The sequence below is a fragment of the Epilithonimonas tenax DSM 16811 genome, from assembly GCF_000428485.1.
In the GTDB taxonomy this organism is placed as follows: Bacteria; Bacteroidota; Bacteroidia; order Flavobacteriales; family Weeksellaceae; genus Epilithonimonas; species Epilithonimonas tenax.
This window is the reverse complement of sequence record NZ_AUAA01000004.1, coordinates 65,369-82,852: the sequence shown is the minus strand read 5'-3', so window position 1 is coordinate 82,852 and position 17,484 is coordinate 65,369. Positions and strand designations below refer to the sequence as shown.

The 17,484-nt window shown below is 39.0% G+C and carries 16 protein-coding genes; 5 read left to right on the top strand and 11 right to left on the bottom strand.

Annotated elements, in window-relative coordinates; all coding sequences use genetic code 11:
• Window positions 1-13: 13 nt before the first annotated feature.
• The 4 genes from F564_RS0103170 to F564_RS0103150 all read right to left on the bottom strand — a co-directional run bounded on the left by F564_RS0103170 (window position 14) and on the right by F564_RS0103150 (window position 5,603).
• On the bottom strand, window positions 14-343 hold the full coding sequence (locus tag F564_RS0103170) for a histidine kinase (RefSeq protein ID WP_028121332.1): 330 nt from the start codon (window positions 341-343) through the stop codon (window positions 14-16).
• A gap of 498 nt (window positions 344-841) precedes the next feature.
• The gene (locus F564_RS0103165) at window positions 842-2,872 is read right to left on the bottom strand and encodes a M3 family metallopeptidase (RefSeq protein ID WP_228373851.1); all 2,031 of its coding nucleotides are present in this window, start codon (window positions 2,870-2,872) and stop codon (window positions 842-844) included.
• 356 nt (window positions 2,873-3,228) lie between these two features.
• Window positions 3,229-5,082: a monovalent cation:proton antiporter-2 (CPA2) family protein gene (locus F564_RS0103155; protein ID WP_028121330.1), complete on the bottom strand. Its 1,854-nt coding sequence runs from the start codon at window positions 5,080-5,082 to the stop codon at window positions 3,229-3,231.
• On the bottom strand, window positions 5,079-5,603 hold the full coding sequence (locus tag F564_RS0103150) for an NAD(P)H-dependent oxidoreductase (RefSeq protein ID WP_028121329.1): 525 nt from the start codon (window positions 5,601-5,603) through the stop codon (window positions 5,079-5,081). The genes F564_RS0103155 and F564_RS0103150 overlap by 4 nt, the downstream gene beginning before the upstream one ends.
• 33 nt (window positions 5,604-5,636) lie before the next feature.
• On the opposite strand from F564_RS0103150, the gene F564_RS0103145 reads away from it, so the two are divergent.
• On the top strand, window positions 5,637-6,848 hold the full coding sequence (locus tag F564_RS0103145; RefSeq protein ID WP_228373842.1) for a TlpA disulfide reductase family protein: 1,212 nt from the start codon (window positions 5,637-5,639) through the stop codon (window positions 6,846-6,848).
• A gap of 60 nt (window positions 6,849-6,908) precedes the next feature.
• Here the strand turns inward: F564_RS0103145 and F564_RS0103140 are convergent, their stop codons facing one another.
• The 6 genes from F564_RS0103140 to F564_RS0103115 all read right to left on the bottom strand — a co-directional run bounded on the left by F564_RS0103140 (window position 6,909) and on the right by F564_RS0103115 (window position 10,828).
• A complete protein-coding gene (locus tag F564_RS0103140; protein ID WP_028121327.1) occupies window positions 6,909-7,703 on the bottom strand; it encodes a TPM domain-containing protein in 795 nt (264 codons plus the stop codon).
• Complete coding sequence (locus F564_RS0103135) at window positions 7,684-8,115, bottom strand: TPM domain-containing protein (RefSeq protein WP_028121326.1); 432 nt, start codon at window positions 8,113-8,115, stop codon at window positions 7,684-7,686. The genes F564_RS0103140 and F564_RS0103135 overlap by 20 nt, the downstream gene beginning before the upstream one ends.
• Complete coding sequence (locus F564_RS0103130; RefSeq protein ID WP_028121325.1) at window positions 8,112-8,711, bottom strand: LemA family protein; 600 nt, start codon at window positions 8,709-8,711, stop codon at window positions 8,112-8,114. The genes F564_RS0103135 and F564_RS0103130 overlap by 4 nt, the downstream gene beginning before the upstream one ends.
• 61 nt (window positions 8,712-8,772) lie before the next feature.
• Window positions 8,773-9,543: a nucleoside triphosphate pyrophosphohydrolase gene (gene mazG / locus F564_RS0103125; protein WP_028121324.1), complete on the bottom strand. Its 771-nt coding sequence runs from the start codon at window positions 9,541-9,543 to the stop codon at window positions 8,773-8,775.
• A gap of 194 nt (window positions 9,544-9,737) precedes the next feature.
• Window positions 9,738-10,178 (bottom strand): PH domain-containing protein, encoded by a 441-nt coding sequence (locus F564_RS0103120; protein WP_028121323.1) that lies wholly within the window; start codon window positions 10,176-10,178, stop codon window positions 9,738-9,740.
• A complete protein-coding gene (locus tag F564_RS0103115) occupies window positions 10,178-10,828 on the bottom strand; it encodes a protein-L-isoaspartate(D-aspartate) O-methyltransferase (RefSeq protein WP_028121322.1) in 651 nt (216 codons plus the stop codon). Before F564_RS0103115 ends, F564_RS0103120 begins: the two co-directional genes overlap by 1 nt.
• A gap of 358 nt (window positions 10,829-11,186) precedes the next feature.
• Here F564_RS0103115 and F564_RS0103105 point away from each other — a divergent pair, with 358 nt between their 5' ends.
• From F564_RS0103105 to F564_RS0103095, 3 genes are all read left to right on the top strand, one after another.
• Window positions 11,187-12,164, top strand: a complete 978-nt coding sequence (locus F564_RS0103105) for a 3-oxoacyl-ACP synthase III family protein (RefSeq protein WP_028121321.1) — start codon at window positions 11,187-11,189, stop codon at window positions 12,162-12,164.
• A gap of 89 nt (window positions 12,165-12,253) precedes the next feature.
• Window positions 12,254-13,078 (top strand): SDR family oxidoreductase, encoded by an 825-nt coding sequence (locus F564_RS0103100; RefSeq protein ID WP_028121320.1) that lies wholly within the window; start codon window positions 12,254-12,256, stop codon window positions 13,076-13,078.
• 159 nt (window positions 13,079-13,237) lie between these two features.
• Window positions 13,238-14,281 (top strand): Gfo/Idh/MocA family oxidoreductase, encoded by a 1,044-nt coding sequence (locus tag F564_RS0103095; RefSeq protein ID WP_028121319.1) that lies wholly within the window; start codon window positions 13,238-13,240, stop codon window positions 14,279-14,281.
• A gap of 280 nt (window positions 14,282-14,561) precedes the next feature.
• On the opposite strand, the gene F564_RS0103090 is transcribed toward F564_RS0103095, so the two are convergent.
• Window positions 14,562-15,965, bottom strand: coding sequence for a hypothetical protein (locus F564_RS0103090; RefSeq protein ID WP_028121318.1), 1,404 nt, complete (start codon window positions 15,963-15,965; stop codon window positions 14,562-14,564).
• 527 nt (window positions 15,966-16,492) lie between these two features.
• Here F564_RS0103090 and F564_RS0103085 point away from each other — a divergent pair.
• Window positions 16,493-17,458, top strand: coding sequence for a Gfo/Idh/MocA family protein (locus tag F564_RS0103085; RefSeq protein WP_028121317.1), 966 nt, complete (start codon window positions 16,493-16,495; stop codon window positions 17,456-17,458).
• Window positions 17,459-17,484 lie beyond the last annotated feature (26 nt).

The following is a 17,484-nucleotide window of genomic DNA, read 5'->3' as shown; positions in this document are numbered from 1 at the left end:
AAGCATTTTCGATCTAATTGAGGAGGATCATCGGAGCAATCCGTTCACCTTCTGTATTACCGGTTTCATGATGGTAAAAATCAAGACTATCAGCTGTCCGCATCAACTGTAAGGCCATATAACCTTTGATGTAAAACAATGCTTTGGAAAGCAGGACAACATTATTCTCACTGTCTTCTACGATGTAGCAGATCACGTTGGACAACTTCAGAATACTTTCCGCAGCGTCATCTGATTTTGTCAATATTAATGCATCAATAGAATTGATGGTATTGAACAGAAAATGAGGCTGAAGCTGGTATCTTAGATTAAGAAGATCTGCCTTTGCCTTTGCCCGCTCCAATGCTTTCTTCTTGATGGACTGGTGCAGAAGAACGAACTGAAAAAGGAGGAATGAAATGGCAGAAGCCCGGCAACGTGAATCATCACAAAAGAATTACATGTTTTTCAAGAATTCATTTTTCTAAATTTTAAAAGAAGTTAAATAAAATTGTTTTGATACTACTTTAATAGTAGTGGCGGTGGTGGTTTTAAAATAAACTGTATTTTCAAAATTAAGCGCTTTATTTGTTTTCTTAAGTTTTAGCTTTCTCTTGACATCAACTATCCAATAAGCTAAAGAATCCAATTCTTTTGGAGAATTATTACTGTGAACGTAAATCTTCTTTCTAATTTTTTTATTTGTAAAATAAATCCTGTATTTAGACTGACTAATACAATTTGCAATTTAATATTCATTACAACTCATTCTTAAAAATTAAAGTTAATCAAAAGTATCTCAGAATTTAAAACAAAAAACGCTTCCAAAACTGGAAACGTTTTCTTATTTATTTTTGAAATTTTATTTGATAAAACCTCTGCTTCTTAAAAGTGGTTTGATGTCTGCTTTGTGACCGGTAAAACCTTCGAAAGCTTTATTCAAGTCAACACTGTTACCCACGGAAAGAATGTATTTTCTGAAACGGTCTCCATTTTCTCTGGTGATTCCGCCATTGGCTTTGATCCATTCCCAGGCATCAGAATCCAAAGTTTCTGACCACAGATAAGCATAATATCCCGCCGAATAACCGCCGCCCCAGATGTGGGCAAAATACGGTGTGTGGTACCTTGGCGGAACCTGCTGAACCAATAATCCATATTTGGACAAAGCTTGCTTTTCAAAATCCAAAACCGGGATCAATTGGCTGTCTGCCGTTACAGTGTGCCAACTCATATCCAGAGTCGCAGCTGCTACCAACTCTGTTGTTGCATAACCTTGGTTAAAGTTGGATGCTTTTTTGATCTTATCAATCAATGTTTGTGGCATTGGTTGTTTGGTCTGATAATGCAAAGCATAATTTTTCAGGATCTCTGGTTCCAACGCGAAATGCTCATTGATCTGAGAAGGGAATTCTACAAAATCTCTTGGCGTGTTTGCTCCGGATATAGAGGCATATTTCTGATCTGCAAACAGGCCGTGTAAAGTATGGCCAAACTCGTGGAACAAAGTTTCTACATCATCATAAGAGATCAGAGATGGTTTCCCCGGTGCTGGTTTCTGAAAATTATACACATTTACGATTACCGGTTTCTGCCCCAATGAATGAGACTGCTGAACGAAGTTGTTCATCCACGCGCCACCGCTCTTATTGCTTCTGGTGTAGAAATCCAAATAATAAAGTGCCAAAGATTTTCCGTCTCTGTCAAAGACTTCATAAGCCACGACATCCGGATGGTACACCGGAAGGTCTTTTCTCACTTTGAAAGTGATGCCGTAGAATTTCTCCGCAGCATAGAAAACACCTTTTTCTAAAGCCGTCGTCACTTCGAAATAAGGTTTGATCTCGTTATCATCCAGATCATATTTCGCTTTTCTCACTTGTTCGGAATAGAAATTCCAGTCCCAAGGTTCCACTTTGAAACCACCTTTCTGCGCATCGATCACTTCCTGGATTTCTTTAGCTTCACGGTTTGCAGTTTCTACCGCGGGTTTTGCCAATTGTGCCAAAAGTCCCATTGCCGCTTCCGGCGTTTTTGCCATCTGATCCTGAAGACTCCATTCAGCAAAGTTTTTCTTGCCGAAGAGTTGCGCTTTTTGCAATCTTAGCTTGGCTAATTTCTCGACCGTTTCTCTGGTGTCATTGGCGTCGCCTTTTTCGGCTCTTGTCCAAGATGCTTTGTAGAGTTTTTCTCTTGTTGCTCTGTTTTTAAGATTTTGAAGAAGTGGCTGTTGCGTTGTATTTTGTAAAGCCAAAAGATATTTTCCTTTTTGTCCCGCTTTTTCTGCGTCTTCCGAAGCTGCTGCAATGTCATCGGCAGAAAGCCCGTCTAGTTCCTTCACGTCTGAGATTAAAACGGCGCCGTTTTTTCTGGCTTCCAGTAATTTATTACTGAATTGCGTTGCCAAAGTGGCCTGTTGCTGGTTGATCTCTTTTAATTTTTCTTTGTTCTCTGCAGAAAGGTTGGCGCCTGCCAATTCGAAATTGGTAAGGTAAAACTCTGTCAGTCTTTTGCTTTCCGCATCGAGCTTATCGGTTTTTACGGCTTTTAATTTTTGATATAATTTTTCATTCAATGAGATCTTGTCCGCGTGCGAAGCAAAGATCGGAGCGAATTCTTCTTCTAATTTCTGAAGTGCATCATTGGTATTGGAACTCGTCAAATTATAAAAAATAATGGTTGCTCTTCCCAAAGTGGGTCCGCTGTTTTCCAATGCCAGAACGGTGTTCTCAAAGGTTGGATAAGCTTTATCATTGACGATCTTATTGATGTTTGCCAATTGTTCCTTCAAACCGAATTCGAAAGCGGGTTTGAAATGGCCATCTTTGATCTTGTCAAATTCCGGTGCCTGATATTGTAGGGTGCTTTTTTTAAGAAATGGATTGTTGTTCATAGCTGTTTCTGTGGTGGCAGTGGTCTTTTTCTGCTGGGCATGGATCAGTACATTTCCTGTATTGAGCGCCATAAATGCGACAAGTAAAGATGTTTTTATTTTCTTCATAGAATAAAAATGATTTGGGGAATAAAAGTAATGAAAAATAAAAGAAATCTATAATTTTTTGGAGATACATCTCGCAATTAATGTACTCTTTCTCTTTCAATGAAAAAAAAATTGTCGTGAATTTGGAGACTCGTGTTCTTGATGTGCTGAATCTGCAGCCCGGCTTGAACGGAGCTCATTTTTTGTGGCTGGAAAAGCAAAGGCAAAAATAGCGGGAGTGGAAGACGGAATAGCTGCCCAAATCATCTCTATTTGTCCTCATCATCGTCTCCGCTCCAATGGTTTTCTTCAAATGAAATACTGTCCAGAGCCAATAATTGAGCCTCACGTTCCAGCCTTTCCCGGAGTGTGAAGGTGATGAGACCCAGATCTTTTTCTTTTGCCAACTGCCTAGTCATCGCTTTATCGATGATCATAAACCGTTTGCCCATTCTTCTGGCGGTGTATTTTCGCATGCCGTTTTCCTTCAGGATATCCACGGCCATATCAACAGCTGTCCCCAAGGTTTCGCGGTAGATATTATCTACTTTTTTATTGAGAAATTCATAGGCATCCAGACGGTTTTTTGCCCGCACAAATATTTTGATGTTGGGATAATTTTCTTTGACATAATCGACCAGGAATTTATTTTTTTCCGGATCATCCAGACAGATTACCAGCAATTCTGCCTCCTCTATCCCGGCAGAACGCAACAATGCGGGTTTTGTAGCATCGCCATAATACACGTTGAAACCATTGGATCTCAGTAGCGCCACACGATCTGGATCATTGTCCAAAACCGTGGATCTGATCCCGTTGGCTTTCAGTAATCTTCCCACTGTACTTCCGAAATAGCCGAATCCTACGATGATAATTTTACGTTGTTTGATGATGCCCAGTTCTATATTTTCGTCAGATTTTTCTTTGATGAAATGTTTGTCTAGTATTTTTTCCTTAAAGATCATCAGCAATGGCGAGATGCACATTGTAATGGCAACAATCGCCATGAGTTCTGAGTTGGCCTGATAATCTATTAAAAATAATCCGGCAGAGAAATTAATCAAAACAAAAGCGAACTCACCCACTTGTGACAGTGCAAAAGCGAGGAAAAAACTCTGCTCATTGTTCATTCTGTAGTACTTACCGATTCCGAACAGAACCGTCGCTTTGATGGCCAGTACAATAAAGGCTGCGGTAAAAATAAAAACAGGTTTGGACGCAATGATGTTAAAGTTAATCGTTGCACCCACACTTACAAAAAAGACTGCGAGGAGCAAACCTTTGAAGGGATCGATATTACTTTCGAGCTCGTGGCGGAACTCACTGTTTGCCAACATCACGCCGGCAATGAATGCGCCTAAAGCAGGACTCAGACCAATGGAGATCATCAATTCTGAAACACCGATGACCAGGAATAATGATGCTGCAGTCAAGAGCTCGTTAAGTCCGGATCTTGAAACGAATCTGAGAAACGGAATGAAGAGGTAACGGCCTAATAATATTAAAGCGATGACGGCACCGATCACCGTAAAAGGCTGCAGCCATTCTGGAATGAGGTGCAATAATACTTTGTCGTGATCTGCTTGTGCAAGGGCTTTTTGCGACTTCGAAAGAAACGGCAAAAGGGCCAAAATTGGGATCACGGCAATATCCTGAAACAGTAAAATGGAAAATGAAGATTCTCCGCTAACGGTCCGGAAAAGATTCTTCTCCTTCAGTGTCTGCAAGACAATTGCCGTGGATGACATGGCAAAACACAATGAAATGATCAGCGATTTTTGAAGTCCAAATCCGGCTATATAAAATACGATAAAGATCCCGACAATACTGAATAACATTTGACTCAGCCCCAGTCCTAATATTCTTTTCCTGATCTGCCAGAGTTTCTGCGGTTCCAGTTCCAATCCCACCAAAAAGAGCAACATAATCACGCCCAATTCTGATGCGTGCATAATATCTTCTGCATCTCTCCCTGTGAGTTGTAGGCAAAAAGGCCCAATCAAAATCCCACCCAACAGATATCCAATGACGGAACTCAAACCCAGTTTTTTTCCCAGCGGCACCATAATAATGGCCACGCCTAAGAAGATAAGGATTGTCATTGCAATTGAATTTTCTGTCATTTTATTTTCAATATTTCTGCAAATTCTTGGCAGGAAACGTCCAGCTGTTTTTCGTCCAGATTATCTGCATTGTAGATGATATGTGTTTTTTTCAGTTCTATATGATTGATATCCAGTGATACCTGCAAACCGATAAGCAGACTTTCCGCAGTGGTTTTATATTTGCCATCTTTGGAATAATTGCCCTCGCTTCCGCCAACACTGGTGATGATGAGCGCATCTTTTCCAGATAAAATATTGCGTTGGCCTTCTGAGATCCAGCGCATATCAAAAACCTCGTCGATCCAAAGTTTCAGCAATGGAGGCAATCCAAACCAAATGATTGGGAAATGAAAAATGATCCTGTCAAAATCCACAATCCGCTTCCGTTCCCGAAAGGGCTGAATATGAAAATCCGGATAATCCTCGTACAAATCGCGGAAAGTAACATTGGGCAAATTATCATAACATTCCAACAACCTAATGTTTGTCGTAGAATGTTCGAAATAAGGATGCGCAAAAAGTACCAATGTTTTTTTCAAAAGAAACTGCGATTTCCGTAAATATAATGAAATTTGGTTTCAAAATCAAGCCGTATGTATTACGAATTAGTCAATAATTTGGGGTTTTGGATTTATTTTGGGATATTTGACCAAATAAGATCAATGAAAAAAAAAATCACAGTATTACTGAGTTTGATTATTTTCCTTTTAACTAATGCTCAAAAACGTTTTCAAATCACTGGAAACCTCTCGGGTTTCGAAGAAAATTCATTCGCGAAAATCACGAAAAACAATATGACTTTGGATAGTTGTATTATCAAAAACGGAGAATTTGCTCTAAATGGAACATTACAAAATGAACCCTCCTCAGTTGTGCTATTGATCAGCAACGGGACCAGTTACAGATATTCTGAATTATTCATTGGTAATGAGTCAATTAGAATCAATGCGAAAAAAGAGGATTTTAAATGGAATGTGAAAACGGAAGGGTCTAAATATGATAATTTGCGTTTTAAGTATTTTAAACTTATCAAAGCTTTAAATGAAGAAAGAAGCCAATATGAATCGCAGGTTGCTAGTATAAGGGATAATAGCAAATGGAATGACAGCCTACAAATTACTTATTGGAGCCAAAAACAACCATTTGGGAAAATAATTTTGGTCGACAAAAAATTAGAGGAAATCAATAAAAAATTCATTACAGACAACATCAATCAACCATATGGATTATATCTGCTGGACAGTAATAAATCTGTATTATCAAAAAGCTTTGTATCAAATTCAGTCAAAAACTTAAATCCTAAACTTAAAAATAACCTACTTGTAAAATCAATCAATTCATACCTGTACAATCCTGATTTAAAAATTGGTGATAGCTTCTATAACTTTTCAGCGATTGATCAAAATGGAAGAAAAGTAAAATTTTCTGACTATTTTATGCAAAAATTCGTGTTGTTAGATTTCTCTACACTATACTGTGGTTTTTGCATTCAGTCTATTCCTACGCTTAATCAATTAAAAAAAGAGAAGGGCAACAAATTAGAAATTGTCACCTTCTATGTAGATCAGGATTTGAAAGGATTTGAAAAACTACATAAGAAACACCATTCGGAATGGATCATTCTTCGGGATAAAGATGGTAGATCTAGCGAAACGTATTCAAAATATAAAGTTGATGGAACGCGTGTTTTTTATCTTTTCGGTCCTGATGGAACATTGATAAAGAAAATAGATGGGTTTGATGAAGAAATGGAAGAATTAATAAAGAAAAATATTGGATCATAAGTATAAAAAAATCAGAATCTAAATTAGGTTCTGATTTTTTTTATATTAATTAAGGATAATTTACCATCCACCAGAAGCACCGCCGCCACCGAAACTTCCGCCGCCACCAAAGCCGCCGAAACCTCCGCCTCCACTGCTTCCACCTCCAAATCCACCACCGCCGAAACTTCCTGGGAATGGGAAGAATCCGCCACCGTATCTACGGCTTCCTTTACGGGAAAGCGTGTAATCATCATCATCGTTATTGCCTCCGTTATTTTTGTTGATTATACTAAGCAGAATGATGATAACAATGGCAATCAAAATGAGCGAGCCAATATTGATCCCGCCGTCTTTGTTCTGCTTCTTGACAATCGGTTTGAATTTCCCCTGAACCGCTTCCATAATAGCAGATGTTCCCCGGTCTATCCCGTTGTACCATTCTCCTTTTTTGAAACTCGGTGTCACAAGATAATCCAAAATCTGACCCGCTACCGAAGCCGTCAAATACTGCTCCACCGCACGGCCCTGCTGGATAGCCATCGTATGGTCTTCTGTGGCGATCAGGAAAACAATGCCGTTATCAACACCTTTTTGACCAATGCCCCATTTCTGACCATACATCGTTGCCAGGTAATTGACATCTTCGCCACCCGTTGTGGGCAGGATGATGACCTCGATCTCTGTAGAAGTAGAATCGGAAAATTTGATCAGTTTTTGATTCAGCGCATCCTTTTCACTTTCCGAAAGCAGGTTGGCCTTATCATAAACCGGATAAAGTACGGCTGGTTTTTCTGGCACCAGCTGAGCTTTGGAAAACAATCCAAAAATCAGGAATAGTGCGAAGACAAAACGTTTAAGAGAAGCTGATATCATTGGGTAATTCATTGATATTTTCCCCAACTACGGGGAAATATTTTTTCAATTCGTGTCCTGTTTTCAGGACGGCATCTTTCAGGCCTTGATAGTAATTTTCTTTTACAAACTGCGCTGTCATCTCATCGTGGATCGTGTCCCAAAAAGATTGTTTTACTTTTTTGTGAATGCCTTCATCACCAATGATTGTGAGGTAATGCTGCTCAAAATTAACGTAAAACAAAACCGCATTTCTCTCTTTCGTTTGATGCATTTCCAAAGATTTGAATATCCCAAAGGCTTTCTTTGCAAAATCAGCTTCTGCCGTCGCATCTATATGCACACGGATTTCACCTGAGGAGTGGTCTTCAGCTATTTTGATGGCCTCCACAAGGGAAGCCATCTCTGTATTGGTAAGAAAGTGATTCATTATTCTTTAAAAGTATCAGGTGCTTTTTCTGCGCCCGCTTCAGCTTTGAAATATGGTTTTTCTTTGAAGTTTGTAAAATTAGCCAGGATATTTCCCGGAAATTGCTTGATACTGGTATTGTAGTTTTTCGCAGCATCATTGTAATAAACAGTTTCTGCACGGATGCTGTTTTCTATCGCGGTGTACTCTCTCTGGAAATTGATATACTGCTGATCTGCTTTTAGATTTGGATAACTTTCCACAACTGCCATCAATCGGCTAAGTGATCCGCTCAACTCACCTTGTGCAGCCTGGTATTTCGCCATATCCGCTTCCGTCATATTGGTAGGATCTATATTGATAGAAGTTGCTTTTGACCTGGCCTCAACCACTTTCGTGAGTGTTTCAGTCTCAAATTTCGCATACGATTTTACGGTTCTTTCGAGATTCGGGATCAGATTTGCTCTCTTCTGATACACTGTTTCTACGTTTGACCATTTGGAAGTTACTTCCTGCTCACTTGCTGTGAAACTATTGTAACCATTTTTACCCCAAAAGAATACCATCGCTGCTAGTACCAATAAAACGACACCAACAACCAGACAACCTTTACCTCTCATATTTTTATGTTTTTATAAATGTTAATGAACCAAATATACAAATTAAATACATCTTAATGATTTATTTTTCAAAAGTCTTGGCCTCTTCCCAAAGCGCATCCATTTTTTCTAAATTAAGCGCTGACAAAATCAAATGTCTTGACCTCGCAATCTCCTCCATTTTTTGGAATCTGGAAATGAATTTCGAGTTCGTTCTCTCCAAAGCAGTGTCCGCATTCAAACCAGAAATCCTAGCATAATTAATCAAAGAAAAAAACACATCGCCCAACTCCTGCTCTTTTTTGTCAGCCTCCGTTTCCGCGTGAAATTCCTCCAGCTCCTCTTCCACTTTTGCCCAGGCATCGTCTGCAGAATCAAATTCAAAACCAATTCCTTTCACTTTATCCTGAATTCTGTAAGCTTTGATAATGGGCGGCAAACTCTTCGGAACACCTTCCAGAACCGACTTATTCCCTTCCTTCAGCTTCAGTTTTTCCCAGTTTTGCTTCACCGTTTCTTCATCTTCAGCCACAGCATCGCCATAAATATGTGGATGACGGAAAATCAATTTTTCATTCAAAGAATTGATGACATCAGCCATATCAAAACTCTCTTTTTCAGATCCTATTTTCGCATAGAAAACCAAATGCAGCAGGACATCACCAATTTCCTTTTTGATTTCCTGAAGATCGTCTTTCAGGATCGCATCAGACAATTCGTACGTTTCCTCAAGCGTCAGATGACGCAAACTTTCCAAAGTCTGCTTCCTGTCCCACGGGCATTTTTCCCGCAAATCATCCATAATGTCCAGAAGCCTCCCAAAGGCCTCCATTTTTTCCTCTCGTGTGTTCATAAATGATGAATGATATTTGATAAATGATTATTAATTCTATTTTATTTGGGCAGCTTTTCCGCCTTCCGCTCCCAATCTTTTTGCCCTTGCTTTTCCAGCCACAAAAAAGGATTTCCGCTCAAGTCGGGCTGCAGCTTCGCAAGGTTTAACGTTTGTTTTTTAATTGTCAGTTTCCAACAAATTTCAAGCGATAACTATTTCCTCACATCTTCAATGATAATATGACGATTGATTTTCAACAATTCCTCCAAAAATTCATCTTGATTTTCCGGTGTGATATAAAGGTCATTTCTATTTTTAGAAAAGACAATCAGTCCGCCTGTCGCAGTTCCACATTTATGAAAACCGCTCCACATTGTCTCGCCAATTCTGACTTTTGTAATTTTGAAAATATTGATCTTGAACACATTATAGACGACGCTAACAATCAGTTCTTCATCTTTGATTTTAGTCTTAATAAAGAAAAAGTTGATTAATATGATCAAATCGATTCCAACTAAAATAAAAACCATCAACATCCAATTCCGAAAGTCGCTGTCAAAATAAGACGAAACCAGAATGATAGCAAGAAGCAAAGTGATTCCTAAAAACATAGAAGCATAGATCCAGTCTCTCCTGCTTTTATAAACTTTCATCAGTGTGATTTATTTTGCAACATCGGGACAAATTTGTAAACCCCAAATTCCTCCTTCTCAAACTGAGTATCCGAAATCTTTGTAAATCGGTAAAGAATCTGTTCATCGGTTTTTCCGAGCGGAATGACCATTTTTCCTCCGACTTTCAATTGTTTCAATAATTCGGTGGGAAGCACTTCTGCACCACAAGTCACTAACACTTTGTCGAAAGGCGCAAACGTCGGCAAACCCGCAAATCCGTCGCCAAAACTCTGGAACTTCGGCCGCAGATCCAATTCTTTGAAAATCTTATGGGAAAAATCAAAGAGATCTTTTTGGCGTTCAACGGTATAAACCAATGCGTTCATTTTGATGAGAACTGCAGTCTGATAACCGCAACCCGTTCCTATTTCCAGGATTTTTTCGCCTTCTTGGACTTCCAGCAATTCGCTTTGCTCTGCAACAGTTGAAGGATGAGAGATGGTCTGCTTTGCCGCAATCGGGAAAGCGCGGTCTTCATAAGCATAATCCTCGAAAACACTTTCTATGAAAAGATGCCTTGGAACCTCGTTCATCGCAGACAAAACAAAGCCGTCAGTGATTCCAATCTTCTGATGAAGATAATCCATTAATTGTTTTCTTTTCCCTTTGTGAACGTAAGTATCTCTCATTCTAAATTTAAATTTTCAACCACAAAAAAAAGTGACATTGGGAAGTCATCATTTTCGCTGTTCCCAAAGAAAAAAAATACAAATACTTTGATCAACTTTTTTTACATTTTGATCTCAAATGATGATTAAAGATACAAATCAAATCATGCAGTAAACGCTTTTGTTCCTTTTGTGGTTTATCAGAAATTAATATAGACTGCAATTTCCGAAGGATAAATTTAAAATCCAAACAAGAATCATAATTTTCAATATTTATTAAAAACATGCACCCCAATCAGAATAAACTTTATAAATTTGATTGTTTTTTTACCAAATATTTAAATAAACTTTTAATTAATTGAATGAACGAATGGATGTTATGCAGACAATAAGAGCTTACATTAAAGGAACTGGATCTTACGTTCCTCCAAAAATTTTAAAAAATGATTTTTTCGAAAAAGTTGGTTCGTCCGACGAATGGATCTTTAAAAACCTCGGAATCAGAGAAAGAAGAATTGCCGAGGGCGAAGTGACCAGCGATTTGGCCTACAAAGCCGGACTCAAAGCGTTGGAAAACACGGATGTAAAACCAGAAAATATCGACTTAATTATTGTCGCCACTTCAACGCCTGACCGTCAAGCGCCATCTACGGCTTGTTTCGTTCAGGAAAAAATGAACGCGCCGCAAGCCGTTGCATTTGACATTTCGGCAGTTTGTTCCGGCGGACTTTACGGAATTACCATTGGTTGCCAGTTCATAGAGACAGGAATGTACAAAAATGTTTTGGTCATAGGAGCTGACACATTTTCTACGATAACCGATTGGGAAAGAAAAGACTCTGTATTTTTCGGAGATGGTGCTGGCGCAATCCTCTTGTCTGCTACAACAGAAGACAAAGGTTTTTTTGATTTTAAATTGCACGCAGACGGAACAGGGAAATACCATTTCAACATCCCGGCTGGTGGTTCAGAAATACCAGCCTCAGAAGAGACTTTGAAACAGAAACTTCATTATTTCCAGATGAACGGAAAGGAAGTTTATGAAACTGCCACAAGAGTTTTACCAGAAACAATCGACGAAATATTGGAAGCCAACAAAATGACTTCTGATAATGTCGATTGGGTAATACCGCATCAGCCAAGCATCAGAATCCTTCAGGAAACGGCCAGAAAAACCAATATTCCTTTTGAAAAAGTGATGACGAATATGGACAAATACGCCAACACATCCGGCGGAACCATCCCGATTGTCTTGGATGAAACCTACAAAAGCGGACGTGTAAAACCAGGGAACATCCTGCTTTTTGCAGCCGTTGGTTCGGGTTGGACCTGGGGAACTGCGCTTTACAAGGCATAATTGATCAATGATGATTGATGAATGATTAAATCTTTCATATCAACGTGTTTCAAATCTATAAATCTATAATCTCTTAGTCTAAAAAAACTATGTTAGAAAATCAAACTTTCCTCATTACAGGAATTGCAGATGAGAATTCTTTAGCGATGAAAACCGCTGAGAAAATATTAGAAAACAACGGAAAAGTCGTTTGCACCGGTTTGGGAGTGACGCCTTTTCACAACAATCTTTCCGAAAAAGCAGCAGGATTTCTTAATAAAAACTATGAAGATTTTGAAGCGGCTTGTAAAAAAGTATTAGGAAACGATGTTTACACCGCTCCTTTGGATGTGACGCTTCCTGACAGTTTAAAATTCCTAGCCGAGGATTTAAAAAATAAAGATATTCAGTTGAATGGATTTCTTCACGCGATTGCGATGGACAAAACCATCCGAAACAAATCTGTGAAACCAATGCTGGAAGTGACGGCAGAGGAATTCAATGATACCATGAATGTTTCGGCGTTTTCATTGATTTCGTTGTGTCACGCTTTGCTTTCAAATGGCGTTTTGCAAAGAGGTTCATCAATTGTTTCGTTGAGTTATATTGCGGCGGAAAAAGTATCTTTTTTTCCTTACATCAATATGAGTATTGCAAAAGCGGCGCTGGAGAGGCTGACGATTGAAATGGCTTACGAATTGGGAAAAGAATACGGAATCCGCGCCAATGCCATCAGATTTTCGCCTTATATGGGAAGCAAAGCGGGAAATGCGACTTTAAAAGTAGAAGATGTGGAACGCGCAGACAGAATCAGTCCATTGGGGAATGCATTGCCGGAAGATTTGGCGCACGAGATCGTTCATCTTTTCAGAAAAGAGACCAGAATTACAGGGGAAATCCGTCACGTGGATGGTGGTTTTCATATTATGGGATAATTTTTGTTGCTTAGTTTTATCGCAAAGGCACTACGTTTTTAATAATAACCTTTTTTAAGTCGCAAAGAAAAATAGTTCAATTTTGTTTTTGCGACTTTTATGTTTTCATTTAACTAAATTTATTGCGACTTTGCGTAATAGAAAAACGACTTAAATTTTATGAGAAAAATAAAAACAGCTTTGTTGGCTTACGGCGGTTCCGGAAAATTATTTCACGCCCCGTTTTTTGAAGTTCACGAAGGTTATGAATTATTGGGCGCTTACGAGCGAAGTAAGAAATTAATCCAGCAAGATTATCCGGAAGTCCGAAGCTTCGATTCTTTGGAAGCTGTTTTGCAAAGTGATGCGGAACTCATCGTGGTGAATACGCCCATCGACACCCATTTTGAGTTCACCAAGAAAGCGTTGGAAGCAGGAAAAAATGTTTTGGTAGAAAAAGCGTTCACCACAACTTCTCAAGAAGCTGAAGAACTACATAAATTAGCTAAAGAAAAAAAGCTAAAACTCTGCGTTTACCAAAACCGACGGTATGACAGCGATTTTAAGACCGTGAAAAAGGTTTTGGAAGAGGATTATCTTGGCGACATCGTGGAAGCCGAAATCCGTTTCGAAAGATACAATCCTGAATTGAGCCCGAAAGCGTGGAAAGAAAACGGAAATCCCGGCGCCAGTATTTTGATGGATCTGGGTTCGCATATTATCGACCAGGCTTTGACTTTGTTTGGTTATCCTGAGAAAGTTTTTGCTGACATCAGAAGAACGAGAGCGACTACGCAGATTGATGATTACTTTGACATTCTGCTTTATTATTCCGATAAACGCGTGAGATTGAAAGCCAGCTTTTTCGTAAAAGAATCAACGCCAGCGTATGTTTTTCACGGCAAGAAAGGCAGTTTTCTAAAACAGAGAGGCGACATCCAAGAAGACGAATTGAAATTGGGGAAAGTTCCGAATCGTGAAAATTGGGGAACCGAACCGGAAGAGAAAACCGGACTTTTGGTTTACAATGATAGAGTTGTCCGCTTCCCTACTTTCCAGGGGAATTATCTCAACTTTTGTGATGCACTATATCATGCAATTGTACACGATAAGAAAGTTCCCGTGACAGCGAAACAGGCGTTTCACACCATGACGGTGATTGAAGCAGCGCAGGAAAGTTCTAAGAAGGGGAAAGTCGTAAAATTACAAACAATCGGCGATTAAAAGCACCATCCCTATTCATTAGATACTTATTGCGATTACTTAAGGAGCAAGACGCTGTACTATGACAAAATCTTGCATTACACTGAAACCGGCAAACCAACTTACGAAGACATCCTTTCTGGCGTAGTATTCCGTTATTGTTCCAGCTGAAATTGCCTGCAAAAAAGATGAGCATTGAAAGACGAATAGAACGCCAAATCTAAAGCATAAAAAAAGACCCACACAGTGACTGGTGTTGAGTCTTTTTTGATATGATTTAGATTTTTTTAATTTAAAATTATTAATATTTAACCATTAATACACCGCTTCCTTTGATTCTGTACAAACTACCCTCAGGCAATGACTTATCATTCTGCGCTATTGATTCTTTTTCGTAAACAGGACACGCCCTGACAATGGCAGGTGTAATATCTGACGCCATCTTTATCATAGGAATATTGGACTCAGCGTCTTTTTTGTTTGCTGAATGTTTCGCTAGTAATATAGATCTGTCAATAGTTTTCAGAACACCATTTGCATCTACGACAACGACTCTGTCATTAGGATCAGTACTGATGTAATTTGGACGCTGAGCCGACTGCAAAGTTTGCCAAGCCGCGAGTGTACCGTATCCTAAAGCATCAATACGGACCCCGCCTAATATCAGGTCTAATCTCTGGGTAGGATTTCTGTAAAACACATCACCATTTGGATCCGCTCCCAATGACCAGTTTCCTCTTTCATCCATAACAGCACGGTAGCTGCTGCCGGCAGATGATGCTGCGCTACCATCACTATTGGCTCCTGAAGTCCCTAACCATATTTCGCCTCCTACGGAAGTATACTTTCCTGTTCTTAAAACAATTCCCGCCCGCTGCTGAGTAACTGCAGAAGTTAAGCCATAATTATTACTGGAAGTAGTGGTATGTCCTTCAAATGCTGTAATAGAAGATCCGTTTGGCCTTGCTGTTCTTGCTCCAATTGTTCCTCCAGAAATGATGTTCCTATGCACAATAGCCTGCGCATTGCTGGCGGTTGCAAGACTGTAATTAATATCCAGATCTGTGTTGGCCTGCAAAGTCATTTTATCGTCAAACTGGAAAGTACCAATTACAGTATCAGAAGGCGAATAGCCAATTCCTATTCTTCCTTTTGGGCTTACAATCAAATCATCCAAAACCTGTGTTGCCGTGGGAATGGCAGTTGGGGAATTATCTTTTGCCGCATCAATATGGAAAGCCCCGATACCTTGTTTGGTTCCTATCGCTACATTTCCTTTTTGATAAATATCTTGGGTATTAATCGTTGCTTCTGTATCTGTAGCTCGTAGTCTCCAAGGTTCTGTTCCGCTACCCGAGGAAGATCCTCCCGTAAACTTCTGCCAAAGAACACCATCAAAATAATAATAACCAGGAGAATCAACGAATGTTCTTGGGATATTTGTATCTCCACCGGCAACATCTGTCACGTAAACCAGTGCAGCAGTCTGATCTGTACCGTATGACGCTGTATTACTGGTAAGCTCTGCTCTTGTAAGGCGAGGAGACTGTAATCCTATATACTGTGTATTATCAGAAATACTTCCAGAAGCATCTCTTTTAGCACTGACATCCAATGTAGTCTTAGGATTGGCGGTATTGACGCCAACTTGTCCGAAGGATAATCCAAATGCAAATATTGCAATGGAAAGATAATTTTTTTTCATATGTATTTGTGTTTTTATAAATTTTAATTCTACCGCGCCAGTGATCTTACACTCTTTTCACAATTAAATATTTGGGTCAAAAAATGCTTGCCTCTAAAGTTTAAACTGGTATAAATTAAATAAATAATCACAAAAATAAATAATATTACTTAAGCGAAAAACGACAAATCAAGTAATAAATTCATCTATAAATAAATATTTTGAAATAAAACACAAGCATAACATTCATATATGTAAAACTGACATTTTAAAAAAGATTATGATTGAATTATCTTTCAAAAAAAAAAAAAAAAAATCGTCTCATCTGCAACCATTGAAGTCAATTATGATTCTTCACCATTGGTAATCGGTTGCGAAGAGTTGATGTAACCTAGTTAAGTTGACGCTTTGGCCTATTTTAAAACAGTTTGCCAGTAAAATTCTCAATTATTCAAAATGATAAGATTCAGAAATTTTAAAAATTCTCGGCCTTTTTTTATGTTGGTTGGTGATAATTCTTAAATTTACGTCTTTAAGAAAATTAAGCTATGATAAAAGCCGGACTTGTGGGCGCGGGACATTTGGGGAAAATCCATTTGCGATTGTTGAATCAATCTGAGAAGTACGAACTCGTTGGTTTCCACGATAAAGACGCAGAAAACGGCCGAAAACTGGAAGCGGAATTCGGTTATCAATATTTTGAAAATTTAGAGGAACTTCTAAACGAAATCGAAATGTTGGATATTGTGACACCCACGCTTTACCATTACGATTACGCCATAAAAGCGATTGAAAAAAGCATTCATTTTTTCATTGAAAAACCGGTGACGCAAACGCTGGAACAAGCGGAAGAAATTCTTAAAAAATGCAACGAATTCGGGATCAAAGCGCAAGTGGGGCACGTGGAACGATACAATCCCGCTTTCATTGGTGCGAAAGATTATATTAAAAACCCAATGTTTATCGAGATTCACAGACTAGCGGAATTCAATCCGCGAGGGACGGATGTTTCTGTGGTTTTGGATTTGATGATTCACGATTTGGATATTTTATTGAGTTTGGTGAAGTCGAAGGTGAAGTTGATTCACGCAAGTGGTGTTTCTGTCGTGAGCAAAACCCCGGATATTTGCAACGCCAGAATTGAATTTGAAAATGGTTGTGTGGCGAATCTGACGACTTCCAGAATATCAATGAAAGCCATGCGAAAATCTAGATTTTTCCAGCAGGATGCTTATGTTTCTGTAGATTTCCTAGAAAAAAAATCCGAAGTTATCCGTATGAAACCGGCGCCGGAAAATCCGTCTGATTTTGATATGATCATAGAAAATGCAGAAGGCGAGAAAAACCAAATCCTTTTTGAATATCCTGATATCCAGCCGAATAACGCCATCCTGGATGAACTGGAAAGTTTTGCTGATGCAATAGAAAATAATCTGCCAGTTCAGGTTTCTTTGGAAGATGGAACGGAGGCGCTGAAAGTGGCGTTGGAGATTATGAGGTTGATTCAGAAGTAGTTGATAATTGATTAAAATTAAATCCT

Bases quoted from the DNA above. Each gene is read 5' to 3' on its own strand.
- F564_RS0103165 (WP_228373851.1), bottom strand. From the start codon at position 2,872: ATGAACAACAATCCATTTCTTAAAAAAAGCACCCTACAATATCAGGCA.
- F564_RS0103155 (WP_028121330.1), bottom strand. From the start codon at position 5,082: ATGACAGAAAATTCAATTGCAATGACAATCCTTATCTTCTTAGGCGTG.
- F564_RS0103140 (WP_028121327.1), bottom strand. From the start codon at position 7,703: ATGATATCAGCTTCTCTTAAACGTTTTGTCTTCGCACTATTCCTGATT.
- F564_RS0103130 (WP_028121325.1), bottom strand. From the start codon at position 8,711: ATGAGAGGTAAAGGTTGTCTGGTTGTTGGTGTCGTTTTATTGGTACTA.
- mazG (WP_028121324.1), bottom strand. From the start codon at position 9,543: ATGAACACACGAGAGGAAAAAATGGAGGCCTTTGGGAGGCTTCTGGAC.
- F564_RS0103120 (WP_028121323.1), bottom strand. From the start codon at position 10,178: ATGAAAGTTTATAAAAGCAGGAGAGACTGGATCTATGCTTCTATGTTT.
- F564_RS0103115 (WP_028121322.1), bottom strand. From the start codon at position 10,828: ATGAGAGATACTTACGTTCACAAAGGGAAAAGAAAACAATTAATGGAT.
- F564_RS0103105 (WP_028121321.1), top strand. From the start codon at position 11,187: ATGCAGACAATAAGAGCTTACATTAAAGGAACTGGATCTTACGTTCCT.
- F564_RS0103100 (WP_028121320.1), top strand. From the start codon at position 12,254: ATGTTAGAAAATCAAACTTTCCTCATTACAGGAATTGCAGATGAGAAT.
- F564_RS0103095 (WP_028121319.1), top strand. From the start codon at position 13,238: ATGAGAAAAATAAAAACAGCTTTGTTGGCTTACGGCGGTTCCGGAAAA.
- F564_RS0103090 (WP_028121318.1), bottom strand. From the start codon at position 15,965: ATGAAAAAAAATTATCTTTCCATTGCAATATTTGCATTTGGATTATCC.
- F564_RS0103085 (WP_028121317.1), top strand. From the start codon at position 16,493: ATGATAAAAGCCGGACTTGTGGGCGCGGGACATTTGGGGAAAATCCAT.